The 22893-nt window shown below is 70.5% G+C and carries 20 protein-coding genes and 3 pseudogenes; 19 read left to right on the top strand and 4 right to left on the bottom strand.

Annotation, left to right across the window (positions count from 1 at the left end):
- The first annotated feature begins 556 nt into the window (after window positions 1-556).
- The 6 genes and pseudogenes from AB0I73_RS11665 to AB0I73_RS11640 all read left to right on the top strand — a co-directional run bounded on the left by AB0I73_RS11665 (window position 557) and on the right by AB0I73_RS11640 (window position 5119).
- Window positions 557-1348, top strand: coding sequence for a hypothetical protein (locus AB0I73_RS11665; RefSeq protein ID WP_363036195.1), 792 nt, complete (start codon window positions 557-559; stop codon window positions 1346-1348).
- Window positions 1349-1611: 263 nt separating this feature from the next.
- Window positions 1612-1713, top strand: a pseudogene (locus AB0I73_RS11660) (ATP-grasp ribosomal peptide maturase); the annotation flags it as partial.
- Complete coding sequence (tgmC, locus tag AB0I73_RS11655; protein ID WP_363036193.1) at window positions 1710-3047, top strand: ATP-grasp peptide maturase system methyltransferase; 1338 nt, start codon at window positions 1710-1712, stop codon at window positions 3045-3047. The pseudogene AB0I73_RS11660 and the gene tgmC, both read left to right, overlap by 4 nt.
- A gap of 4 nt (window positions 3048-3051) precedes the next feature.
- Complete coding sequence (locus tag AB0I73_RS11650; protein ID WP_363036191.1) at window positions 3052-3486, top strand: VOC family protein; 435 nt, start codon at window positions 3052-3054, stop codon at window positions 3484-3486.
- Between the two features lie 465 nt (window positions 3487-3951).
- Window positions 3952-4629 (top strand): DUF2690 domain-containing protein, encoded by a 678-nt coding sequence (locus AB0I73_RS11645; RefSeq protein WP_363036189.1) that lies wholly within the window; start codon window positions 3952-3954, stop codon window positions 4627-4629.
- 169 nt (window positions 4630-4798) lie between these two features.
- Window positions 4799-5119, top strand: coding sequence for a hypothetical protein (locus AB0I73_RS11640; RefSeq protein ID WP_363036187.1), 321 nt, complete (start codon window positions 4799-4801; stop codon window positions 5117-5119).
- 433 nt (window positions 5120-5552) lie between these two features.
- Here the strand turns inward: AB0I73_RS11640 and AB0I73_RS11635 are convergent, their stop codons facing one another.
- Window positions 5553-5720, bottom strand: coding sequence for a DUF397 domain-containing protein (locus AB0I73_RS11635; protein WP_363036208.1), 168 nt, complete (start codon window positions 5718-5720; stop codon window positions 5553-5555).
- 355 nt (window positions 5721-6075) lie between these two features.
- Here AB0I73_RS11635 and AB0I73_RS11630 point away from each other — a divergent pair, with 355 nt between their 5' ends.
- From AB0I73_RS11630 to AB0I73_RS11610, 5 genes are all read left to right on the top strand, one after another.
- Window positions 6076-7626 carry an esterase gene (locus AB0I73_RS11630; RefSeq protein ID WP_363036185.1) on the top strand — a complete coding sequence of 517 codons (1551 nt, stop codon included), beginning with the start codon at window positions 6076-6078 and terminating at the stop codon, window positions 7624-7626.
- 400 nt (window positions 7627-8026) lie between these two features.
- On the top strand, window positions 8027-8428 hold the full coding sequence (locus AB0I73_RS11625; protein WP_363036183.1) for a hypothetical protein: 402 nt from the start codon (window positions 8027-8029) through the stop codon (window positions 8426-8428).
- 264 nt (window positions 8429-8692) lie between these two features.
- A complete protein-coding gene (locus tag AB0I73_RS11620; protein WP_363036181.1) occupies window positions 8693-9505 on the top strand; it encodes a class I SAM-dependent methyltransferase in 813 nt (270 codons plus the stop codon).
- Between the two features lie 160 nt (window positions 9506-9665).
- On the top strand, window positions 9666-10916 hold the full coding sequence (locus AB0I73_RS11615; RefSeq protein ID WP_363036179.1) for an amidohydrolase family protein: 1251 nt from the start codon (window positions 9666-9668) through the stop codon (window positions 10914-10916).
- Window positions 10917-11054: 138 nt separating this feature from the next.
- Complete coding sequence (locus AB0I73_RS11610) at window positions 11055-11672, top strand: DUF1707 domain-containing protein (RefSeq protein ID WP_363036177.1); 618 nt, start codon at window positions 11055-11057, stop codon at window positions 11670-11672.
- A 61-nt stretch (window positions 11673-11733) separates the two neighbouring features.
- Here the strand turns inward: AB0I73_RS11610 and AB0I73_RS11605 are convergent.
- A pseudogene (locus AB0I73_RS11605) lies at window positions 11734-11838 on the bottom strand (Ohr subfamily peroxiredoxin); the annotation flags it as partial.
- A 426-nt stretch (window positions 11839-12264) separates the two neighbouring features.
- Between AB0I73_RS11605 and AB0I73_RS11600 the strand changes: the two are divergent.
- The 5 genes and pseudogenes from AB0I73_RS11600 to AB0I73_RS11580 all read left to right on the top strand — a co-directional run bounded on the left by AB0I73_RS11600 (window position 12265) and on the right by AB0I73_RS11580 (window position 15622).
- Window positions 12265-12642 (top strand): hypothetical protein, encoded by a 378-nt coding sequence (locus tag AB0I73_RS11600; RefSeq protein ID WP_363036175.1) that lies wholly within the window; start codon window positions 12265-12267, stop codon window positions 12640-12642.
- Window positions 12643-12654: 12 nt separating this feature from the next.
- Window positions 12655-12875 (top strand): annotated as a pseudogene (locus AB0I73_RS11595) (transposase); the annotation flags it as partial.
- Between the two features lie 73 nt (window positions 12876-12948).
- Window positions 12949-13566, top strand: a complete 618-nt coding sequence (locus AB0I73_RS11590) for an ATP-binding protein (protein WP_363036173.1) — start codon at window positions 12949-12951, stop codon at window positions 13564-13566.
- Window positions 13567-13715: 149 nt separating this feature from the next.
- The gene (locus tag AB0I73_RS11585; RefSeq protein ID WP_363036171.1) at window positions 13716-14954 is read left to right on the top strand and encodes an AAA family ATPase; all 1239 of its coding nucleotides are present in this window, start codon (window positions 13716-13718) and stop codon (window positions 14952-14954) included.
- The gene (locus tag AB0I73_RS11580; protein WP_363036169.1) at window positions 14951-15622 is read left to right on the top strand and encodes a hypothetical protein; all 672 of its coding nucleotides are present in this window, start codon (window positions 14951-14953) and stop codon (window positions 15620-15622) included. Before AB0I73_RS11585 ends, AB0I73_RS11580 begins: the two co-directional genes overlap by 4 nt.
- 103 nt (window positions 15623-15725) lie before the next feature.
- Here AB0I73_RS11580 and AB0I73_RS11575 read toward each other — a convergent pair whose 3' ends face one another.
- On the bottom strand, window positions 15726-19496 hold the full coding sequence (locus AB0I73_RS11575; protein WP_363036167.1) for a CHAT domain-containing protein: 3771 nt from the start codon (window positions 19494-19496) through the stop codon (window positions 15726-15728).
- A gap of 79 nt (window positions 19497-19575) precedes the next feature.
- On the opposite strand from AB0I73_RS11575, the gene AB0I73_RS11570 reads away from it, so the two are divergent.
- Together AB0I73_RS11570 and AB0I73_RS11565 are read left to right on the top strand one after the other, a co-directional pair.
- Window positions 19576-19971, top strand: coding sequence for a hypothetical protein (locus AB0I73_RS11570; RefSeq protein WP_363036165.1), 396 nt, complete (start codon window positions 19576-19578; stop codon window positions 19969-19971).
- Window positions 19972-19980: 9 nt separating this feature from the next.
- Window positions 19981-20907 (top strand): hypothetical protein, encoded by a 927-nt coding sequence (locus AB0I73_RS11565; RefSeq protein ID WP_363036163.1) that lies wholly within the window; start codon window positions 19981-19983, stop codon window positions 20905-20907.
- Window positions 20908-21233: 326 nt separating this feature from the next.
- On the opposite strand, the gene AB0I73_RS11560 is transcribed toward AB0I73_RS11565, so the two are convergent.
- A complete protein-coding gene (locus tag AB0I73_RS11560; protein ID WP_363036161.1) occupies window positions 21234-22463 on the bottom strand; it encodes a TerD family protein in 1230 nt (409 codons plus the stop codon).
- A gap of 144 nt (window positions 22464-22607) precedes the next feature.
- On the opposite strand from AB0I73_RS11560, the gene AB0I73_RS11555 reads away from it, so the two are divergent.
- Window positions 22608-22847 (top strand): hypothetical protein, encoded by a 240-nt coding sequence (locus tag AB0I73_RS11555; RefSeq protein WP_363036159.1) that lies wholly within the window; start codon window positions 22608-22610, stop codon window positions 22845-22847.
- Window positions 22848-22893: the final 46 nt, after the last annotated feature.

Raw genomic sequence — 22893 nt, 5'->3', positions numbered from 1 at the left:
CAGCGGCTCGATCAGCGCCCACAGGTCGTCGTCGATCTCCCAGGGCTTGGGGCGGGACATCACACACCTCCCGATCGGCACGAACTCGCACCAGTGCACCCAGAATAATGCAAACACCCTATTTTGTTAGGGGCTCTAACGCCACCGACCCTAGCCCGCAACACCGACAGCCGACGGTCCCGCCCTTGCCCCCGGTGCACCGCCTCCAGCCCGTCGGCGAGGGCTGACCAAACATTGGACTTCGGCAGCACCCGGTCCCCCTAATCGTGTAGAGCACATTCATGGTCCCGAAGCAAGTACCCAGGTGCTCTCGTAACTCAGCGACATCGCTTTCCCGGGGAACGGGACGTCTTCACCGCTGAGAAACAGCTGCTCTCAATACTCGGATCTGGCACAGAGCTTGGGGAGCCGTCACGGCGAGTCACCGATGCGGCATCTTCCACGCCCTGGACGACGTGCTCGGCCTGGATCTGCCCTGCAGGCGGTCCGGGAGGAGACGGTGAGGGACACCTGGGAGCACGCTAGGCTGCGATTCTTCGGCGGATGGGGGCATGGCATGTGGCAGCGGGGGATAAGGGTGGTCGTGCTCGGCGCGGCCCTGGTGGTCCTCGCCGGCTGCGGTTCCAAGACCGCCGAGACCGATGCGGAGGCGACAAATGTGGCCACGGCCGCCGCCTGGACGCTCGCCGCTCCGATTCGCATCGACGGCGTCCGTGCCGCCGACGGCGGCCGGTCTCTGGTGGTCGATGCCGAAGTGCCCGACGGGGCACGCGACTGCGTGCGCAGCCTGCGCGGTGAGCTCGACACCGTCGAACACGGCACGGTATACGTGAAGGTCACGTACGAGACCCGTTCCCAGGACCAGGACTCCGGCTGCACCGGCACGCGGCGGGTCAAAGCGACGGTGAAGCTGGGCGAGCCCCTGGGCTCCCGCAGGGTCATGGTGAACAGCATGGACGTGTATACCCCCGTCGGTGCCACGCCACCCGCCCTGCGGCAGTGCGGTGAGAACGGCTGCGACCCCACGCCGCCGCGTTGCACCTCGTCCTCGTACCGACAGGCGGTCAACGACACGGACATCCCCAAGCACACGAGCTGGGAGGAACGCAGCTGCGACGACACGTGGCTGGTGCTGGACCTGTCGACCCGGATGGGGCCGGCGTGCGGTGACGCCGGTGACGGATGCTCCTCCTCTGGTGTCTCCCAGCGCTGGTTCTACCAGGCCGAGTCCTCGGGCTGGCGGCCGGTCGCCACGAACGGCGATGCGGGGTGCGGCGGGATCCACAAAGTCCTGCCGGAATTGCCCGAGCACCTCTGTGCGTCGCTGCCGCGTCTCGACCGCGGCTGATCCCCCGAGCCTGCGGCTGCTTGGTTACTGGAGCAGGATCAGATCATTTTGCGGAGTAGTTCGAATCCGGCCCGCCCGTAGAGCTGCCTTTTGATCTTTTTCGTCCGACGGCTCTCGGTTCGAACGACCAGTGACCCGCCGTGACAGCTCCCCAAGATCTTTGTCAGATCCCAATATTCACCCACAAAGCCAGACATGGCGAACATGCACGCCACGTGAAACACCAGGTCAAGGCTGCAAAACTCGCTGATGAGGTCGGAAAACTGGAGTGCAACCCGTCCGGGCAGTGGGCGTGGCTGGAACCGGAGACCGGGCTGCCGATGGTGGCGGCGATGGCGGATCTCCTGGAGAGGAAGACGGCATGAACGACAAGGAGCTGAGGGCAGGGCTCGTCGAGCGGCTGACCGCCGACGGCCACCTGCGGACCGGGCCCTGGCGGGAGGCCGTGTCCGCGGTACCGCGCCACGCGTTCCTGCGCGGAGGCTTCTTCCAAGAGGTCGACGGCTCGACACCCACCGCCTGGAGCCCGGTCATGCCGGACGATCCGCGGTGGCTGGAGGCCTGTTACGACGACGTCTCCCTGGTGACGCAGGTCGCCGGGACCGTCGTACCCGGGGACGTCCGCGGGGAGATCATGCGCGCTCCCACCTCGTCCAGCACCCTGCCCGGCCTGGTCGTACGCATGCTGGAGGACCTTCGGGTCGACGCAAGCCACCGCGTCCTGGAGATCGGCACGGGCACCGGGTACTCCACCGCCCTGATGTGTCACCGGCTCGGTGACGACGCGGTGACCTCCGTCGAGGTCGACGAGGACGTGTCCACCCGCGCCCGCGCCGCGCTGGGGCACTGCGGGTTCGCCCCGGACCTGATCGTCGGCGACGGCCTCGCCGGGTACAAGGACGGAGCTCCCTACGACCGGGTGATCGCCACCTGCGGGCTCCTCACCGTCCCCCGCGCGCTGATCGAGCAGGCCCGCCCCGGCGGGATCGTGCTCGTCACCCTCTGCGGCTGGCTGTACTCCTCCGAACTGGCCCGGTTCACGGTCCACGAGGACGGCACGGCATCCGGCCGCTTCCTCGGCGGGCAGGTCTCCTTCATGCTCGCCAGGCCACACCTGCCGCCGCCGCTGGGGCTGCTCCCCGACCTCGACGAGGGCGACGAACGGCAAGCGGTCTTCGGTACCGACGCGATCGACGACTGGACCACCCGGTTCGTCGCCCAACTCGCCGCGCCCCGCGCCCAACACGTCACCCTCACCCGCGACGGCCGCACGGAGCACCTGTTCCTCGACGCCGACACCGGCGCCTGGGCGGTGCTGCGGGAGCACGACGGCCGGTGGACGGTCCGGCAGGGCGGGCCGTCCCGCGTCTGGGACGCCGTCGAGGCACACATCACCCGCTGGCGCGGCGCCGGGGCTCCGCCGCTGGAACAGTTCGAGATCACCCTCACCTCCGAACAGCCGACGATCACCTGGCCGGACCGCTGGTCTGTCTCCCCCGCATGCGCTCCGACGAGACCCCGGAAACCGATCGCCCCATCACGCAGGTCCTGGTGTCCTGAGTCGGGAACTCGCTTCAGATACCCAGACTCAGGACACTGGATGATCGATTCCAGGGGATCGATGCGTGCACAAGGCGAGGGAAGTGGGCAGCCGGAGTGCTGCAGACCATGTGCCGTAGGAGGCCGGAAGGTAGCTTGAGGCCATGGAACAGCGCATCAGTCTGGTCACCCTGGGAGTTGCAGATCTGGCCCGTGCCCGAAGTTTCTACGAAGCATTGGGCTGGCGGGGCCAGGAGGTCGAGGAGACCGTCTTCTTTCAGGCCGGCGGTCTCGGTCTGGTGCTGTGGGGGCGTGACAAGCTCGCCCGCGACAGCGGATTCGAGGAGGGGCCCTCGACCGGTTTCGGAGGGATCGCTCTCGCACACAATGTGCGGTCCCGGAGCGAAGTCGATGCGCTCCTGTCCGAGGCCGAGCGGGCCGGCGGCAGGGTCACCAAGACAGCAGTCGAGTCCCTCCACGGCTTCTACTCGGGGGCCTTTACCGACCCGGACGGTCATCCGTGGGAGGTCGCTCACAACCCGGGCTTTCCGCTCGCCGAGGACGGCTCTCTCACTCTGCCCGACTTCGGCGCCCTCTGAGTGGGCGGTCGTGCGGTAGCCGTGTCGTGGTCATCGAACTTGTCACGCCGGACGGCCGCACCGCGGTCATCGACCACGCCCTCGCCTGCGGCCCCCACGACGGCCGCCGCGTCCCGTACCGAGGCGTCCGCACCCACACCACCGCCCCCGAGACCGCCACCGCGATCCTCACCGCCCCGCCGACACCCTGCACCCGCGAGGGAATGAGGAACAGTCACCGCCGGAAAAGCGACCGCCTTCTTCGTGTCGATGAAGCGGCACCGCGCGGCGGTGTCCACCTCTGGATCAGCGGGCTGACCAGAGGAAGGCGAGCAGGGCAGGAGTGTCCACAGGGGGAGAGCATCGGTTCGGGCAGCGTCCACGTCACTGCGGATGCCTTCCCTCACGGGTGTGCGGCGGGCCGACTTTCCACTCTCGAGGGTGAACCGCCGGGGAAGCCGCCCCGACCAGCCGTACGGCTCCGGCATGAAAATCACGACCAGTTGGGATGCGCAGGCCCGCCGTCAACCCGACGCCCCGGCTGCCACCGTCGGCCAGGTCAACCCCACGCCACGATCCGGGGCACGGTCCACTCTTTGCGGTGATCACCACCCCGCCCTGGTCTACACGGCATACGCGCTGGCTATCACCTACTGCATGAACGTGAACGCGACGCGCTGTGCCCCACCGCAGCGCACGAAAGGGGTCTCCTTGGCCACTCACCGGCTTCCGCGTCTCCTGGCAGGCACCCTCGCTGTCCTGGCGCTGGGCGTGACCGCTCCCGCCGAGGCTTCCGCACAAGCCGCGGCGGCGCCCGCCTGCAAGGGGGCGTCCTGCAACGGCAAGAACCCCAACACGACAGGCTGCGACAAGGACGCCGTCACCCCCGCAGGTGCGGTAGCCCAGTCGGCCGGCGGCGGGCCGGCCGTTCAAATGCGGTACTCGAAGAAGTGCAACGCCGTGTGGGCGCGCTTCGAATCCACTGCGAACTCCAGCTGGAGGGGCAGGCTGGAAATCAAAAATCGCGACCCGTACGTGTTCCACGCGTCTCCGAACTACCCGGCCTACACCACGATGGTGAACGCCGACCTCGCCACCCGCCCCTGCGTGGAGCACTACGACGGTGTCGGGGGCAGTTGGGCGTGCACGAAGAAGTGGTACTAGCCGACCGACGGCGTGACGCGGCCACGCAGGCCGACCGTGGCCCCGACAACCCTCCCTTCTAGACGAGCGGCCCCTGATAAGGAGGTCGCCGTCGCAACGCAGAGGCTCCGGCGACGGGTGCCGACACCTCGCACCACATCCTGTCGTACTGGGAAGGCACAATCGGCGCATGTCTGAGACCTTCGTCGACCTGGGATCCGTCAATGCGCCGTCCGGTGCGCTGGTGCTCGGCATGGCCGGGTGGATCGACCACTGGCGGGAACTGGGCCAGTCCTTGTCCGAGCGTGCCAAGGCGGCGTCGTCGTCGGGAGGGGGCCATCTTCGTGAGTGGTTGTGCGAGGCGGTCGCGGTCCCGGCTGCCGATGACCGGCCGTTGAGGGTGAGGGCGAGCACCTCGCCGTCACCGTTCGACAGCGAGTTCGCGGCGCTCCAGCAGCACATCGCCGGTTCGCAAACCCCGCCGAGGCCTGTCCCTTTGACTTCACGCTGATCGGGCCACATGCGAGGGTAGCGGCCATGCCACATCTTGGTCACCACCTCCGATCCCTCGGGTTCACGTTCGGACTTGCCTCGACGTGCTTCACGGCATGCCGGGAGACAGGTGCCCCTGCTCTGGAGCACGCCTTGGCGGACGAGGCGACGCTCTGCGGCATCCCTCGGCGTCAGGTGACGGTCTACCGGCACCTGTTCGTCGCGAAGAGGTCCGGAAGGTGCTCGGACTGCCGGGTGCGGGCAGTCGACGCCACGGCCAGGTCCTGAGTCAGACATTCCCTGGCACGTGGGCGACCTCAGCTTTCCGTGATCGCGTCCAGAGCAAGGCGGCTGCGAGGTGGAGTGCGCTCTCGTAGGCGAGGGAGAGCTTGTCCGTCGGAGCCCACCAGCTCGACCGGCCATCAGACGGACGGCTCACGACTGCATCAGGCTCACATCGCTTCAAACAAGGCCGACCACGCCGCCGAGCCGACCTTCAGCACGGGCCCGCCCTGCGCCACGCGCTTCGGATCACGCACATGTACGCCGCCGGCCGTCAGCGCGACCTCAACGCACTCCCCGCCCGACCCCGTGCTGTAACTGCTCGCACGCCAAGGCAGATTGGTCTCACCGTACGCCGTTTCTTCCGCGTTCGTGGTTCTCCCGGCACCTTCTCGAGGGGCCCCAGGGAGTCGCGTGGCGTCAGGGGCTGAGCACGCAGGATGCCGTACTGCTCCCCGTACTCGCGCACCGACCTCCGCTCGTTGAGGAGCCGGCTGCCGTTACATACCTCAACGCTCGAAACGATCTTTTTAGCCGAAGAGGTGATCTTCTTCAGCAAAACAGACATGCCTCCGGTACAACCCTTCCTTCTCATGCAGCGTCAAACAAGGCACTGACTAAAGGAACCTGACCCATCCGGACACCCCTCACACCCCTGAGCCAGCCGGTCATACCTGCGCCAAGGAGCCGCTCATGCGCAAGCACCGCTCGGCCGCCGTCGCGGCGGCATCGTTTCTCCTCGTGACGGGCGCGGTCATCGCGACCACTCCGAGCGCCTACGCCGGAACACCCGGCGGAACACACGCCAACGACCGCAACACCGACTTCAACGGCGACGGATACGACGACGTGCTCGTCGGCGCCCCCGGGGCGACGGTCGGCGGGCGCAAGGGCGCCGGCATGGTGACCGTGCAGTACGGCGGACCCAAGGGCATCGGCACGACCAGGGGCAAGGCCTTCAGCCAGAACTCCACGGGCGTCCCCGGCGCCGCCGAGACCGGTGACAACTTCGGCAAGTCGCTGGCCACCGGCGACCTCGACGGCGACGGCTACGACGACGCGATCATCGGTATCCCCGGCGAGGACATCGGCGCCGTCGCCAACGCGGGCGCCGCGGTCGTCCTGTGGGGCACGCCGAAAGGCCTCACCGGATCGGCCGGCAACTGGCTGCAGTCCGACGACCTCACCACGGGCGGCAGGTTCGGCGCCTCGCTCGCCGCGGCCCGCTTCGACGACACCACTCCCGGCGACTCCCTCGCCGTCATGGACTCGGTCGGGCTGACGGTCTACACCTTCGAGCCCTCCCCCCAGCCCACCGCCAAGAGCGCGGACGCGCAGGCGCGGCGGCCGGTGCAGAAGTCGCGCACCACGCTCACCTCGCCTCCGCGTAAGACGCTCAGCAAGGCCTCCGCCGCCAACGCGCCGGGCATCCGGCCCAAGTCGATGACCACGGGCGACTACGACAACAACGGCTTCGCCGACCTGGTCGTCTCCGGCACCAGCGTGGGCGCCGAACCGGGCCACGGCTGGTCGTACATCCTGCCCGGCACCGCGTCGAACGACGAGCCGCTGCCGATCACCGCGGTGCGCGGCGGCCCGGTCGTCGCGTCCGGCGACATCAACCGCGACGGCTACGACGACCTGGTCACCGGCGAGCCGCACAGCCCGGACGACGGCGGCGAGAACATGACCGGCGGCGTGGTCGGCGTCTACTACGGCAGTGCGGACGGGGCGGTCGGCCGGGAGGGGCCGGGCACCCCTCCCGTGTGGTGGACCCAGAACTCGGCGGGCGTGCCGGGTACGAACGAGCGGGGCGACGGCTTCGGCACCGACCTCTCCGTCGGCGACAGCAACCGCGACGGATACGCGGACGTGGCGATCGGTGTCGCGGGCGAGGACATCGGCGCAGTCGCCGACGCGGGCGCCGTCACGGTCCTGCGCGGCTCGGCCAAGGGCATGACGTCCACCGGCGCACTGTCCGTGAACCAGGGCACCGCGAAGGTCCCGGGCACCGTCGAGAAGGGCGACAAGTTCGGCGGCCAGGTCTCCTTCACCGACCCGAACAACGACGGCCGCTTCGGCCTGCTCGCCTCGGCACCCGGTGAGAACACGAACGACGGCTACGTCTGGGTGTTCTCCGCGGGCCGCTCGGGCCTGACCACCTCCGGCTCCTGGAACTACGGTCCGCGCGCGTTCGGCGGCCTGCCGACGGACGCGCTGTACGGGGCGGCGATCGACGACTAGGGAGTGTGCCGGGACAGTACCGGCTCGGTGCGTTATCGGCGGGCGATGAGACTGCCGGCGTCCGCCAGCGGAAACCGGGTGCCGGTGATCGCCCGGCTGCTCACGGCGTCCCGTTTCCCGCCGACGGGCCGAACGAACCGTCGCCCAGCCTCGCTTTGCCCGAAACCCGGTGGCGTCGCCTGCCGTTTTGGAGTGGGACCTGGGTCCCGCCCGCGAAGCCGCAAGCCGGGTACGGCGTCGCGTCCCTCGGGTCAGGGCTGCGTATGCCTGCCCGGCCGGAGCCGGTGATACGCGCCCGATCGCCCCTCGCGAACTGACAGGGGCGGCCGTGAAGGCCCTGGCACTTGACCCGGCCGACCGGGCGGCCCGACTGTCGGGCCGCGCCGTTACAGTCGCCTGCATGAGGAAGCCGTTGATCCGGGCCACCGAGGCCGGCGGGAAGTCCATCGACGACCCGTCGGAGGTGGCCGTCCACGACCTGCTCGCCGACATGAATCTGTCGCACCCGTTCGTGATCGTCGAGCGGACCGACGGAGAACCGGTGGACCAGCACTTCATGCAGGTCCACCTGAACGATGACTTCAGCTACCAGGTCGAGTACCGCGAGGGCGGTGACCACCTGCACTTCGAGGCGCACGTGCCGTGGCAGGGGGACATCGTCGGGCCCGAGCCGGTGGCCAAGGTCATCGGGGACTGGATGCGCGGCGGCGACAGCTGGCGCACGGCACTGCCCTGGACTCCGCTCTTTCCGGCAGGCAAGGACCGGCCGCAGAGTGGGGGCCCGGGGCCCGACGGCCGCTGAGTGGCATTGTCATCCCTGAAGGAGCGGGGGAACAGCGCCTGCGGTACGGCTACCGGTGGCTCAACGCGGTCGACGACCCCGACCTCGCCCTCCTCGACCGGCCGGACCTCGACGCCGTCGAGCGGCAGCTCCTCGGCTCCCGCCACCGCCACCCCGACGGCTCCGTCGCCCGCCCCCTCACCGGCTGGTGGCAGCACCTGACCGGCGCCCCGGCTCGTTGACCGATCCCCGACCCCGACCGCGCCACTGCGGGAGACTGGACCCGTGGCCTCCTCCACCCCCTCGCACCCGCCCGGAGAGCCGTTCGCGTCCACCGTGCCGTACTACGCCGCCTTCCGGCCCCGTTACGCGCCCGAGTTCTACACCCTGCTCGCCGAGCGCTTCGGCCTGGACGGCACCCGGCGCGTCCTCGATCTCGGCGCCGGCCCCGGCGTCATCGCCCTCGAACTCGCCCCGCTCGTCGGCGAGGTCATCGCCGTCGACCCCCAGAAGGGCATGCTCGAAGTGGGCCGCCGCCTGGCCGCCGAGCACGGCATCACCAACATCACCTGGCGCGAGGGCGACTCCACCACGCTGCCGACGATGGACATCGGGCCCGTGCTGCTCACCGTCATGGGCGCGGCGTACCACTGGATGGACCGCGACCGGGTCGCCCGGGACCTCGACCGGATCATCGAGCCGGGCGGAGCGGTCGTCCTCGCCTCCCGCGGTGCCCCTGGCGACCTCGAGCCCGCCCCCTGGCGGCAGGTCGTCGACGAGGTCCGCACCCGCTACCTCGGTCCCGAGCGCCGCGCCGGCTCCGGCGCCTGCTCCCACCCCGGGGAGCGCCACCGGGACGTCCTCGCCCGCAGCCCGTTCTCCCGGGTCGACACCGCGCGCTGGGACCACCCCCTGACCCGCACCGTGGACGAGGTCCTCGGCTGGGTCTTCAGCCTCTCCTACTCCAGCCCCGCCCGGCTCGGCGCGGAGAAGGACGCCTTCGAGCAGGACCTGCGCGCGGCGCTGCTCGCCTTCGCCCCGTCCGGCCGGTTCGACGAGGTGATCCACACCGAGGCGGTCATCGCCACCAGGCCCTGAAGGTCGCGGGCGGTTCGGGGGCATTGAGGCCGAAGTGGATGTCGAGCACGCAGATGGCCGGCATCACCGCAGAATCGCATTTCCTGCACAGACATAAGCAAAGTGTGACAATCGGAAGGTGAACGGGGGTACGCATCGGCGCGCACGCCACGGAGGGGCCATGACCGCGACCGCCTCGCGCGAGACCGTCGTACTGGTAGCCGAGCGGAGCTGGGACGGGCTGGCCGAGGCACCGTCCGGCCACACCGAGATCGCGGTCCGCGGCGGGCGTATCACCGAGGTCGGCGACCATGTGGAGCGAGGCGCGGGGCAGGTGGTCGACCTCGGTGAGCGCATGCTGCTCCCCGGCTTCATCGACTGCCACATCCACACCACGATGGACCCTTCCGCCCTGCTCACCGCGTTCGCCGCCGACCCGGCCACGGTCATCGCCCTACGAGCCCTGCCGGTGCTGCGCGATCTGCTCGACCGCGGGTTCACCACGGTGCGTGACCTGGCCACCTTCGCCGACCAACCGATCACGCTCCACCTGCGCGATGCCCTCGCCCAGGGTCTGATCACCGGGCCGCGCATGCTCGTGGCCCCGCACCTGATCTCGGCCCGCGGCGCCCACGGGGACCTCTCCACGCTGCTCGCCCCCGAGTACGGCCGCGAGATCGGCGTACTCGCCGACGGGCCCGCCGCCGTCACCCGAGCCGTGCGCGAGGAGATCCGCGCCGGCGCGGACTGGATCAAGTTCGGTGCCACCGGCGGGTTCGGCACCCCCACCGACGATCCCGGGCAGGCCACCTACTCCCAGGCCGAGATGGACTCGCTGGTGGCCACCGCCGCCGACCTGGGCGTGCCGTGCACCCCGCACGCCTACGGCGACGAGGGCGTCGCCCGCGCCGTACGGGCCGGGGTGCGGTCCGTCGAGCACGGCAACCTCGCCTCGGCCGAGACGCTGTCCCTCATGCAACGGCAAGGGGTGTTCCTCGTCCCCACCCAGTTCATGGTCGTCGACGCGCTCGATCACCTCGACGACGATGACTACTGGCAGGGCAAGGACCCCGCCGAGCGGGAGAAGTTCCACCGCTACGCCGACCAACTCCGTGACAGCGCCCGCAACGTCGCCGCCAGCGACGTGCGCATCGCCTTCGGCACCGACGCCGGCATGTTCCCCCACCACCGGAACGGGAACGAGTTCCCCGCCATGGTGGAGAGCGGCATCACCCCGCTACGGGCGCTGCGCGCCGCCACCAGCACCGCCGCCGACCTGCTGCAACGGCCCGACCTGGGCCGCATCCGGTCCGGCGCCACCGCAGACCTGATCGCTCTGCCCGGCGACCCCTTCGACGACATCGACGCCACCACCGGCGTCGACTTCGTCATGCACGACGGCACGCTCCACCGCGGGACCGTCCCGGCATGAGGCGCCGGAACCCGGGGGCGGGGAGTCTCTGACTTGTCGAATCGACCGCAGGCGCTCGGTCCGCGGTGGCCTGGAACTCAACTCACCCACAGGTACTGGCCATGCCGCTCAGTCCGCAGACTGCTTATCCTTGTGGCCATGACTGCCCAGCCTCCGAAGCCCTCTCCGCGCCCTGCTCCGCCGGGAGAACTCCGCGCCTCTCACGACGACCGGGAAGCAGTGGTGGAGCAGCTGCGCGATGCGGCAGCCGAGGGGCGACTCGACCTCGATGAGCTGGATGCGCGCCTGGAGCAGGCGCTGAAGTCCAAGACTTACGCCGAGTTGGCCGTCCTGACCGCCGACTTGCCGAGGACGAATTCCGCTGAGGACCTGCCGCCGCTGGTGCTCAAGGGCGGCATGCACGGCGCGTCCCGAGGTCCCGGGCGCTGGGAGGTTCCCGGGCGCGTGATCGCTCACGGAGGCTTGGGGGGTGTGAAGGTCGACTTCACCCGGGTCGAGTGCCGCCTCACGGAGGTCGCGGTGGAGGCGTACGGGGAGACAGCCGGTGTCACGATCGTCATCCCCGAGGGCTGGGCCGCGGACACCAGCGGCATGGACCCCGGCATCGGCGGCCTGCGGGACAAGACCACCCCCGATCGGCTTCCGGGAACTCCGCTGATCCGGCTCACCGGGTCCGGCGGCATGGCGGGAGTGGTCATCCGCCACCCCAACCTCTGGGAACGGCGCAAGCTGCACAGCAATCCGAGGCAGGACTAGGTGCCGCATCAAGCAACGTTCGCCCTGCTGTCGGCACTCGCGTAGACCGGTTGCCCGACTGCTCGACGACCAGCTCGACCGGGTTGTCGCCGCAGGTCGCGTTCGAGTAGGGGCAAACCCGGTGGGCCTGCTCCACCAGGTTGCGGCTGGTCTCCTGATCCACACCGGGTGCCTCCGACCCGCGTCACCCAGGAAGCGGAACTGCGCCGGATCGGCGTGGCCTTGCAGTGGTCCGCCCGTCGGAAGAGCAGCCCGTTCACGGCCGCAGGCGTTCCCCTGCGGATCGGAGCAGACGTGACCCCGCCCGCGAACCGGCGAGGCGGCGTGCCCGGACGCTTCCGCACCCTCGGTACAGGACGCGAGCCGGATACCCGAGCGGGCCTGACGCCTCGCCAACTCGGCATGGGACCGGGCGCTTTGGCCGGTGACGGGAGTGGTTCACTTGCTGCCGGTTCCCGTGCCAAGATCGCCTGCCCGTATACCGGAGGAAGCCGTTTCGATGACTGCGCCCGCTCCCCTGCCGCCTCCTCCCTCCACCCCGCCGGTTCCTGTCACCGGTCGTCGTCCTCCCTCCCGGTGGTTCGTGCCGTGCGTGACGGCCGTCGCCGCCGCCGGTGCGGGCATGGGCATCGGCTGGCTCCTGTGGGCCGGGCCGGACAGCGCGGCCTCCGGGACCGGCCTCGACAACGCGGCGGCCGATGCGGCGGGCGCCTGCCAGGCGTGGAAACGTGTTCCGTCGTTCGACACGATGCACAGCGATGACAGCGACGACAGGGTGGCCCACTTCGACCGCGCCCTCGGTGCTGCCGCCCTGGCCCAGACCGCGGCCCGACTGGACGACCGCTACAAAGCTCTGGGCGAGGCCTTCCAGGACATCAACGTGCGCCTGCGGACCTACAAGGTGGAGGGCGCCGAAGCGGAGGCGGCCCACGAGAAGGTGACCACCCTCTGCGCCGATCTGGACGGCTGAAGGGCGCACGCCGCCGCCCTGACCGGCGGCAACCGCAACGACGTCACCCAGCTGATCCCACTCCTCCAGGCCGTGCCGCCGGTGCGGGGCGAACGCGGCCGGCCCCGGCGCCGCCCGGACTGGTGCCGGTCGACCGCGGCTACGGCCACGACCAGTACCGCCGCCTGGTCCGGGACCTCGGCGTGAAACCGCTGATCGCCCGCCGCCGCACCGAGCACGGCTCCGGACTCGGCGCTCGTGTACAGCGCATGGCCGTACAGGCGTCGCTCCTGGTGACACGCCCAGCCCGGCCGCAACGCTGGCCGCATGCACACCACGCTCTTCCCTCTCCCCGGCCCCACGGGGACCAGTGAGTTCGCGATGTCGTTCACGTCGACCCCACGGGGCGCCCGCCTGGCGCGACTGTTCGTCTCGCACTGCCTGGACTCCTGGGGCCACCCCTACGACAGCGAGGTCAACGAGACGCTGACCCTGGTCACAGCCGAGTTGTGTGCCAACGCCGTGCAGCACGGGCGGGTCCCCGGCCGGGACTTCCACGTCCGGCTGACCACCGAGGCGGACGGCGGATCGGCGTTCCGCGTGGAGGTCTCCGACACCCGCGCGGAACGCCGACCCGCCGTCACCGCCCCCACGGACGCCGACGCGGAGTCCGAGTCCGGCCGCGGCCTCCTCCTCGTCGCCGCCCTGGCCGACGACTGGGGCGTCACCGACCGCCGCTCCGGGCCCGGCAAGACGGTGTGGGCGGTGGTGAGCACCCCGTCGAGCAGCCGGTCCGGCGCCCATCGTCAGGCGCCCATCGGATCACCTTGCCGACCTGCCGCCGAGCCCGTGCCCACCGGCTCCACGCGGCCGGAGGCACCTCACCGAACCAGCGACGCACCGAATGCCGCGAGCCACGGGCGTGATGTCGGTGACCCGGCCTGATCTGCTCGACGTGCCCGGCCACCTCGCTCCGGACCGCACTCCCGCCGCCGTTCGGGCCGCGTACGAACAGGATGGGAACACAGCGGCGTGGGCGACGCATCCGGCCTACTGCCCCGCACCGCGATCACCGACCCGATAGGTTTCGTTCCATGCCTGGCCGCCTCCTCGAACTGCACGTCGAGAACTTCCGCAGTCTGCGCGACGTGACCGTGCCGCTCGGTCCGCTCACGGTGTTGGTGGGCCCGAACGGGGCGGGCAAATCCAATGTGCTGGATGTGTTCGACTTCCTCGCCGACATCATCCGCACCGATCTCCAGCCGGCGCTCGACACGCTCGGCGGGTTCGACGAGGTGGCCTTCTGGGGCGGGACCAAGCCTCCGGCCACCATGCGCATCCACCTCAAGGCGACCTGGACGACCAACTCCACCCTCAACGCGCCGGACGAGTACAGCCTCACCATCCGGCGCCGCTCCCTGCGGTCGAAGGGCACCGGCGAACGATCGCCCTATTACGCCCTTTCCCGCGAGGAGCGCTTCGCGTTCAAGCGCAAGCAAGGGCGCGGCCGACGCATCAAGATCTCGGGTGAGGAGGCACACATCCTCGACATGCGGGCGGGCCAGGGCAAGGACAGCAGGAGCTTCGGCATCCAGCGGTTGAGCAGCGGCCTGTCCACGCTTCCCCGGCTCAGGCCCGCCGACGGCGGGGACGAGGTGACGCGGGTCGCGGACCGGCTGTCGTCGTTCCGGGTCTTCGACGTCGACGTGGAAGCCGCCCGGCAGCCGACTCGCCTGCGCGGTACGGATTTCGCCGCCCTCTCGCCGCATGCCGAGAACCTGGCCGGATTCCTGATCCACCTCAGCGGCCGTGAGGAGGTCTGGGACGATTTAGTAACCGACGCCCGTACGGTCCTGCCGCAGTTGGAGAACATCGAGTTCGAGGAGGTCGGCGGGGCGAGCGACCAACTGACCGTCGTGCTGCGCGAGCGCGGCCTGCGCCGCCTGACACCGCTCGCCTACGCCTCCTACGGAACGGTCCGCCTCCTGGGGCTGCTCGCCCTGCTGTACGACCCCAACCCCCCGGCGTTCACCTGCATCGAGGAGATCGACCACGGTCTGCATCCGCAGGCATTGGAACTCGTCGTGCAGCGGCTGCGCGAGGCCGCCGAGCGGACGCAGTTCATCGTGGCCACCCACTCCCCCGCGCTCGTCAACCGCCTGTATCCGGAGGAGTTCGTCGTCTGCGACCGCGACGAGGACGGCGCGTCGATCATCCCGGCCCTCACCGTCGATGAGGTGAAGGACATCGTCGAGGCGTCCGGTGAACAGCCGCTCGGGGAAATGTGGTTCTCCGGAGTGCTGGGCGGCGACCTCACCGGAGGTGAGCTGTGACCCCGAAGGGACGGCAGGGCGGCGGACGTGCGCCCCGGGCACAGGAACGGGGCGTCATCGTGCTGGCCGGTGAGGACCGGAACGACTGCGAGATCCTGGCCGCACTCATACGCGCCCACCGGCCCGACCTCGGCACGGCAGCCAAGCTGGTCCGCATCAACGACCCGGTGCGGCTACGCAGGAAGTCCGGCCCGAAGCTCGCCGATGCCGTGGAAGCGCTGGTCGGCAAGGCGCGGGCCAAAGCCCGCCTGGAGCGAGCCGAGTTGCTCGGCTTCGTCGTCCACGAGGACCTGGACGGCTACACCGACACCCGCTACGACCGGATCCGCAAGACGCTGACCGACGAGTTCGCGCGCCAGTCCCCCGGGTCCCGGACAGCGCTCGCGCTCGCCGCGTGGGAGAGCGAGGGCTGGCTGCTGCTCTTCCCGGACGCCTTCCCCCATGTCCGCCCGCGCTGGAAGGTCCCCGCCCAACTCCTCGACAGGGACACCGGCCGCCTTAAGGACGCCAAGGAGGAGCTGAAGCGTGGGCTCGGCTCACCGGTCTTCCGGGAGAGCGACGGCCCCACGGTTGCCCGTGAGGCACTGAAGCACGGGCTGATCCCTTCTCCGCGCGGCAGCAACGGCTCGTACGCAGACTTCGTCGGGGACCTCACGGGCTGGACCTGATCAGCGGTCACGGGCGGTCAGGTATGCGGTGCCGTCTGGCCCGGCGCCTGCCTCACCTGTCACCGCGACATACCCACGGCGATACCAGCCTGATCAGGCCCTCCTAAGGACCCGCGTGCACCTGGCAGGCCCACAGGCTCGGGGTTCCCGGATACGTGTCGCGCAGGGTGCGTACGGCCCGGTGCAGGGCCTCGGCCGTGCGGGCGACGTCGAGCGTGCCGTCGCCCGTGTCCAGGGCTTCGTACACGCTGAGCGCGACCTCGGCTCCGATCATGTCGTCGACGTGCCACAGCGAGCCGACCACATGGGGGAAGCCCGCCATCTGGAAGGCGCTGACGATGTGGACGGCCTCGTCGGCGAGCTCGGGGCTGGTGTGCAGGGTGTCGCAGGCGGAAAGGTAGGCGAGCCGGACCGACGGCAGCCGGAGCCGGGCCAGGTCACGAACGGTCAGCGGGTGCTCGGTGTGGTCGTGCAGGACGAGCCGGCTGCCGGACGGGTGTTCCAGGTCGCCCAGGGCGTGGCAGGCGAAATGCGCGTGGGCGTGGTGGTGCAGGGCGGAGACGACCGCGGCGTGGGTGGCGGAGGTGTCCGCCAGCAGTGCGGCACCGGGGAGTGTGCGAGCCAGGTGCTCGGCTTCGCGACGTGCGCCCGGGAGTAAGGCCTTTCCGGCGGCGTGCTCGACGCTGACGACGAGGGTTCTGGTGCCCGCCGGACGGGCGGCACGCCGGCGGGCGTGGTGCAGGGCCCGCAGCGTCGGCGTGTACGAGGAGACCACCCGGTCCAGGGCGCCGGGGGCACCGCCGACGGGGGCCGCCGCGTGCAGGGGCAACGTGCCCAGCAGGCCGCCGGGCGACCACCACACACGGGTTGCTTCGGGAAGGCGTTCCAGGACCCGGCCGGTGACCGCCCGCCACAGCCAGACGAGGGTTTCCCGGACGTCCTGCTGGGCGCGCTTCGACTGCTCGCGGGAGGTGCCGGGCGTCTCGATCCGGACCAAGGCGTCCTGGAAGGTCTGCCGGCGCGCTGCCGTCGTCCGCAGATCGAGTTCAGGGAGCTGCACGGCGTCGAGGGAGTGTTCGGTGACGACCAGGGCGTCGCTGCCGTACGGGGAGACGTTGACCAGGACCACCGGGCCCGCCACGGCCGTCGCGCGCAGCTCACGTTCGTCCCAGTCCCGCACCGGGCGCAGCAGGCCCAGGTCGGGATGCTCGGCACGGATCCGGTCGGTGAGCTCCCTCCACTCGGCGGCCAGTCGCTGCCGGAGATCGGCGCGGGCGTCGGGTACGGGTGGTCCTTCCTCCAGGAACTCCCTGCTGTCGGTCGCCGTGTCGAGGGCGTCCCGGAGCTCCTCGAAGCGAGCGGCGAGGCCGGGGGCGGTCTCCCGGAGCCGGGTGAGATCACTGTCGGCGTCGAAAGCGTGGGAAAGAATCACTCCCCTGGCCTGTTCGAGCAGACGGACCGCAAGCCCGGGCTGGCCACAGCGGACCGCGCAGGCAGCGGCGGCGGCGCCCAGGCCACTGGTACGGCTCAGCACGAACTCCTGGTCGTCACGCACGAGATGGCGGGGCGCCACGGAGTGCAGCAGATCGACCGCCACCACGTAGCCTTCCAACGCGCGATCCCATAGACCGAGTTCCGCCCAGATGTCGCCCCAGGCACGGGCGGCGTCCAGCCGCGCGAAGGGTGCGCCCTGTTCCTCCAGGGCCGCTTCCTGGAACGTCTCGGCCGCCGCGATCAGATCGGCTCGACGGTGACGCCGGTGCGAGCCCAGGCCACGCAGGAGCTTGCCGAGTCCGCTCAGACGATGCACGCGCATGGGGTGGCCAGGCGGAGTGGCCTCGACCGCCCGGCGGTACAAGGCGACCGCCTCGCCCCGGGTGGCTGGCGACACCAGGGAGCGTAGGCTCATCAGCCGGGCGCCCGCGGCCACCACCAGGGCGCCCGGCAGGCCGGGCGAGTTCTCGGGCAGCGACGCGATCACCTCGTCGGCCAGCTCGCGCACCTCGCGTGCGTCGCCGATCCGCCGCGTCTGCGACATGCGCACCAGCAGGGCAACGGCGAGGTTGTGGCGCCGACGGGGAAGCAGTGGATCACTTCCCGGCGTGAGGGCCAGCGCCTCCCTCAGGAACCGTACTGCTTCGTCGAGTCGGGCGACCGGATCGGGAACGCGCTCCCAGCCCGTCATCAGGCTGATCCCCGTCGAGCCCAGCAGCACGGCCTGGTGGGCGCGGCCGAGGCCGGGCAGCGCGGCGGCCCGGCGCCGGCACTCCTGGGCGCCCCGCAGATCCTCGCCGTCCTCCGTCAGTTGATAACGCAGACCCAACGCCGTGCCGAGGTTGAGCAGCCGCACCCCGAGCATCCCGTGCCCGTCCGGCGTGAGCGCCACCGAATCCCGGTGAGCCTGCACGGCCTCGTTCAACTCCGCTGCATTTCCCGAACGTTGATAGCAGGCGGTCAGTACCAGGCCGAGGTCGTCGAGCGCCACAGAACGGTCCGGGTGGCCCGGCGGCATGAGCGTCTCGGCGTGCCGCAACCGGCGCAGCGCCTCGTCCAGGTCCGCACCGTTCGCTTCCGGATCACGTCCGTACCGGGTGTACAAGGCCATCGCGGGAGCGAGGGAAGGCAGTTGCGGGCCGACCCTCACAGCCGTCGCCGCGGTGGCGTGGCCGGTGAGGTCGAGCGCCGCTTTCAGGTCGGCCGGATCCCCGGTGGCGGTGGAGCGAGCGCGCAGGGCATTGCCCAGGGCCATGCGCAGGGCTGCCCTCTCGCCCGGATTTCCCGCCGCCCGGAGCGCCGCGCCCAACACGTGGACCGCCTCGTGCAAGTCATCCACCCGGCCGGTGTACTGCGCCCGCAGGACAAGCGCCATACCCAGGTCGTGGCCTGCCACCGCAGGCCCCTCCAGATGGCCGGCGAAGCCTCGGCGGCTCAGGTCCACCACTTCGTCGCACTCCTCCGCCGTCGCCCCCTCCCTCTGCCGCAACAGCAGCAGAGCCCGCGACAAGGCGCCGAAGCCGTGGACCAGGTGCGGGCGCCCGGGCGGTAATTGGGCCACCACGTCACGAGCGATGCCGACCGCCTCGTACAGGTCCTCGGCATCGAACGACTCCAGATAGCGCTCCCGGAGCCGACGGCCCAGACCGTCCAAGGCGAGGAGCCGTGCGGGGGAGTCGGCCGGGGCGTGCTTGACGGCCCTGTGGAGGAACCGGACCGGATCAGCATCCGTCAGGTCTCCGAACGGCCAGGCCGTCCCGGTGAGGATCACGGCGCGGGACACTTCTTGGAGCCGGCTCACGAACCAGGGGTCGTACTCCCACGTCGCGAGTACGGCGAGGCTGCCGCATCCGACCGCGGTGGCAAGCCGGAACTCCCGGGAGGGGGTCGTCTCAGCTAGCAGCGCGGCCATATCGTGGAGCCTGCGAACGTCTTCGGAGGCATCTGACGGCGGGGTGTGGTGCCGCCCCTCCGCCGCGATCACGGACGCGACACACTGGGCGGACCACTCGGCGGGACCATCCGCGTCCGCCGGGTCGGGGCGTACGGCGGGATCGGTGGCCGCGTAGCCCGCCGCCAACTCCGGCGGCACCAGCCCCGGATCGGCGACCCACACCGGGAAAAGCAGCGTCCCGGCCATGCACCCGTGGACAGCGCCGCGATCTCCCGGATCGGCCCTCGCCCGGGCAACGCAGAGCCAGCCGGCCGCGTGACGGGCCTCCATGTCGGTCCTCGTGTCGGCGGTGCGCAGCAGTCCCCGGAGTTCGGCATCCGCGTCGGGGCCGAACACCACGTCCGCGGCCACGCCCCCGTCCGCTGTCCCGGCCCGGTCGAGGCGCGCGCGAAGCGCCTGCAGAAACCAGTCTCGGTCGTACTTCACCCGTCGCCCCCCCGGCCGTCGACTCCGACAGTGTGTCAACCCCCACCCGATTCTGCTTGCCGTGCGGCACACTTGGGCCATGACCGTATCTCCCGACTCCCCCCGGCACGACCACGGGGCGGCAGCAGCGTTGTGCGCCCTGCTCGGCTCGCCGGAGGACATGCGGCAGCCCGGGGTCCGGGAGGCGGCCGAGCGTGCCCGTGACCTGTTGCGGTCGGGTGCGGGCGCCGACGAACTCGCTACCTGCTACCGCGCCCTGGACACGGCGTTGCGCCGGAGCGGGGACGCACGCGGGCTGGACAGCGAATCCCGAGGCGCGACGGCCCCCGGCCTCACACCCCACATCAAGGTCGCCGTATGCCCCGGATCGACCGGCTGCACCCGCATCGAACGGGCCCGCGACCTGCTCCCCGCCCCGTACTGCGCCGTCAACGGCACCCGCATGCGCAAGAGCCGCCTGGGCTCCGCGCAGTAACCCCGCCCCGTGAACCCCTTCCTCGCCACCCTGGGCGGCAAACTAACCGAACGCTGGCTGAACCTGCTGGTCCTGCCCGGCGCCCTGTTCCTCGCCACCACGGCCGTCGGCACCACGCTGGGGCACCGCCACTGGCACGACGTCGACCGGCTGCGCACCACCCTGGACGACCTCGCCGCCCGTCCCGCGCTGGACCGCACCGGCACCGCCGCGCTCCTGGTCGCCCTCGTCCTGCTCACCGCGACCGCGGCCTCACTCGCCGCTCAGTTCCTCGGCGGCGCGATCGAGCGGTGCCGGCTGCGCTTCGGCCGGGACCCGCTCTCGCGCGCCAGGACCGCACGACGGGCCCGCCGGTGGCGGGACAGGGACGCGAAGCTTGGCGAAGCCATCGGCCATGCCCACCGGACAGGTGCCGGGCCCAACGGTGCGGTGATGATCCCCAGTGGCACTTTGGCGCGGATCCAAGCCCTCACCGAAGCCCGCGACCGTATCGCGCTGCGCGAACCGGTCCGCCCCACCTGGTACAGCGACCGCATGCAGGCAACGGCCGACCGCGTCGAGGACGCCTACGGAGTGGACCTCGCCGCCCTCTGGCCGCGGCTGTGGCTGATCCTCCCCGAACCTGCCGTACGCCAGATCCAGTCGGCCCACGACTCCTTCAGTGCCGCCGCCCGCCTCGCCGCCTGGGCCGTCGGCTACGCCCTGCTCGCCTGCTGGTGGTGGCCGGCCGCACTGGCCGCCGTCGGCTGCGCGGCCGTCGCCCGGTCGCGCGCCCGCACCGCCCTGGACACACTCGCGGGCCTCATCGAGGCCGCCGTCGACGTTCACGGCCGCGAGCTGGCCACCCGGGTCGGCCTGATCTCGCCGGAGACGCCGGGACGGCTGGCCCATGACACAGGAGACGCGATGTCGGCGGTGTTCAGGAAAGCCGAGTGACGACCAGGTACATACGGGTCGTCCGGGCCCTTTCCCGAGGCCAGTGCCCGGTGGCAGTCCGGGAAGCCGACAGTCGGCAGGCAGAGGCTTCGGCCATGGGCATGGCCGTCATCCGCGCCCGCCGTACCGCAGGTGCCGGCCACGACTTCAGATCGGTGAGGATTACTGCGTCAGCTGCGGGTCGACGTAAACCAGGGCGGGCTGAACCAGGTGCAGCGGGAACAGGGGCGCCTCCTGGCACTCCTTGTCCCGTCCGGCCAGGTTGCCGGGACGGTCCACCGCGGAGCGGCGGTTGCGCCGCCACCACGTCGAGCGGGCGCGGTGGATCAGTCCTTGCTGGCCGCGTGCCAGGTCATCCCCCAGCCGTACTCGATGTCCACGGCCTGCTGCTTGAAGATGCCAGGCGGCACCACGATGTACTTCGCCTCCCGCCGCACGATCAGTTCCCCGCCCACGTTCTCGACGAGTGCGATCGCAGCGACCGACGAAGGAACGGTGCACTCGTCCAGGAGCATCTCGATCGGCGGACCGGTCGGGGGATACAGCGTGGCGACCCCGTTCAGGCCCGCGAAGCTCGACGCCCCCGCGTAGACGGTCACGAACACCAGGATGCGCTTGACCTCGGCTGCGTGATCAAGATTGATCACGAGGTTCTCACCGACCTCACTCGAGCCAGTCCGGTCGTCCTGGTCCAGCCGAATGTAGGGCGGCTGGACGAAGGAGCCGAACTGGTTGTTGATGGGGTGGACGATCCCCGTCACCCCGTTCTGAAGCTCCCACAGACAGCAGAGGTCCAGGTCGATGTCCTCCAGCCGGACGGCGCCCTTTCCCTCCTTCCTCCAGCCGTGCGACGGCTTGCGAGCGCTCCACGAGAGATTGACCCGCATGGCGCCTGAGGTGGCGCCCTGCTTGGTCAGCGACACCTCAGGCGCTGCCTTCGTCAACGTGATGGTCGACCGCTGCGCCGGCTGAGGAGCAGGGGGAGGAGGCGGAGGCGGAGGCGCGGTCTGCCGCGCAGGCGGGGGTGAGGAGGGCTCGTCGACGGTGATCCCGAAGTCGTTGGCAAGCCCTGCCAGGCCGGAGGCGTATCCCTGGCCCACCGCCCGGAACTTCCATGCGCCGTTCCGCCGGTATAGCTCCCCGAGCACGAACGCCGTCTCCGAGGTGGCACCCGTAGCATCGAACCGCACCGTCTCGGCGCCGCTCTCCGCGTCCAGCACGCGCACGAACAGGCCGGGTACCTGACCGAACGCGCCGTCGGTGGACGCCACGACCACAACGGTCCCGATCTCCTGATCCACCGCGGACAGGTCCACCCCGATCGTCTCGAGCGTGCCCGTGCCGTCCTGGCGCTTGCCCTCGTGACTCACCGCACCACTGCGGTGTACAGGCTGGTTGTAGAACACGAAGTCGTCATCCGACCGCACCTTGCCGACCGCCGTCAGCAACAACGCTGACGCGTCCACTTCAGGCGTCCCGGGCTCTCCTCGCCAACCCACTTCCACCCGGACCCTGGTAGGCGACACCGGTGCGTTGGCACCCTTTCGCAACAACATGCGGATCCCCCTCCGCGTCCTTCCGACTTGCGAAGCTTAAGCTTTTCAGGATCCGTGGGGCAGGGGGCCGGAGACCGGGGCATCGGAAGCGGCGTTCCCGCTGCGGCAACAGCGGCGATCCGTTCCCACAGCTCATCCGACACAATGCACGTCGACGTACTCACGTTCGGCCGGGCACCGTTCTCGATCTGCATCGCCTGGCGCCGGGACGACGACCCGCCGCACACCGGCGGCCAGTACGCCACCACCTCCTCAGTGGACCACTTTCGGCGTACGAACGTGCGCTCCCCCTCCACCGGCTACTCCTTCGACCTGCCGAACAGGCCGGGCACGAGGTACCGGAGCCGGACGAGCACCGACAACTACTGTGCAGCACGGGTCTGAGACAGGAGACCCGGGCCGATATGTTGGGTGCTGATCGTCACAGTGC

Source organism: Streptomyces sp. NPDC050388, from assembly GCF_040655635.1.
Taxonomy (GTDB): Bacteria; Actinomycetota; Actinomycetes; order Streptomycetales; family Streptomycetaceae; genus Streptomyces.
This window is presented reverse-complemented; position numbering and strand designations above follow the sequence as displayed.

Excerpts from the sequence above, each read along its gene's own strand:
- AB0I73_RS11610 (WP_363036177.1), top strand. The coding sequence starts at position 11,055 with ATGACTGCCCAGCCTCCGAAGCCCTCTCCGCGCCCTGCTCCGCCGGGA.
- AB0I73_RS11590 (WP_363036173.1), top strand. The coding sequence starts at position 12,949 with ATGCACACCACGCTCTTCCCTCTCCCCGGCCCCACGGGGACCAGTGAG.
- AB0I73_RS11560 (WP_363036161.1), bottom strand. The coding sequence starts at position 22,463 with ATGTTGTTGCGAAAGGGTGCCAACGCACCGGTGTCGCCTACCAGGGTC.
- AB0I73_RS11665 (WP_363036195.1), top strand. The coding sequence starts at position 557 with ATGTGGCAGCGGGGGATAAGGGTGGTCGTGCTCGGCGCGGCCCTGGTG.
- AB0I73_RS11650 (WP_363036191.1), top strand. The coding sequence starts at position 3,052 with ATGGAACAGCGCATCAGTCTGGTCACCCTGGGAGTTGCAGATCTGGCC.
- AB0I73_RS11645 (WP_363036189.1), top strand. The coding sequence starts at position 3,952 with ATGAAAATCACGACCAGTTGGGATGCGCAGGCCCGCCGTCAACCCGAC.
- AB0I73_RS11625 (WP_363036183.1), top strand. The coding sequence starts at position 8,027 with ATGAGGAAGCCGTTGATCCGGGCCACCGAGGCCGGCGGGAAGTCCATC.
- AB0I73_RS11585 (WP_363036171.1), top strand. The coding sequence starts at position 13,716 with ATGCCTGGCCGCCTCCTCGAACTGCACGTCGAGAACTTCCGCAGTCTG.
- AB0I73_RS11570 (WP_363036165.1), top strand. The coding sequence starts at position 19,576 with ATGACCGTATCTCCCGACTCCCCCCGGCACGACCACGGGGCGGCAGCA.
- AB0I73_RS11640 (WP_363036187.1), top strand. The coding sequence starts at position 4,799 with ATGTCTGAGACCTTCGTCGACCTGGGATCCGTCAATGCGCCGTCCGGT.
- AB0I73_RS11615 (WP_363036179.1), top strand. The coding sequence starts at position 9,666 with ATGACCGCGACCGCCTCGCGCGAGACCGTCGTACTGGTAGCCGAGCGG.
- AB0I73_RS11630 (WP_363036185.1), top strand. The coding sequence starts at position 6,076 with ATGCGCAAGCACCGCTCGGCCGCCGTCGCGGCGGCATCGTTTCTCCTC.
- tgmC (WP_363036193.1), top strand. The coding sequence starts at position 1,710 with ATGAACGACAAGGAGCTGAGGGCAGGGCTCGTCGAGCGGCTGACCGCC.
- AB0I73_RS11555 (WP_363036159.1), top strand. The coding sequence starts at position 22,608 with ATGCACGTCGACGTACTCACGTTCGGCCGGGCACCGTTCTCGATCTGC.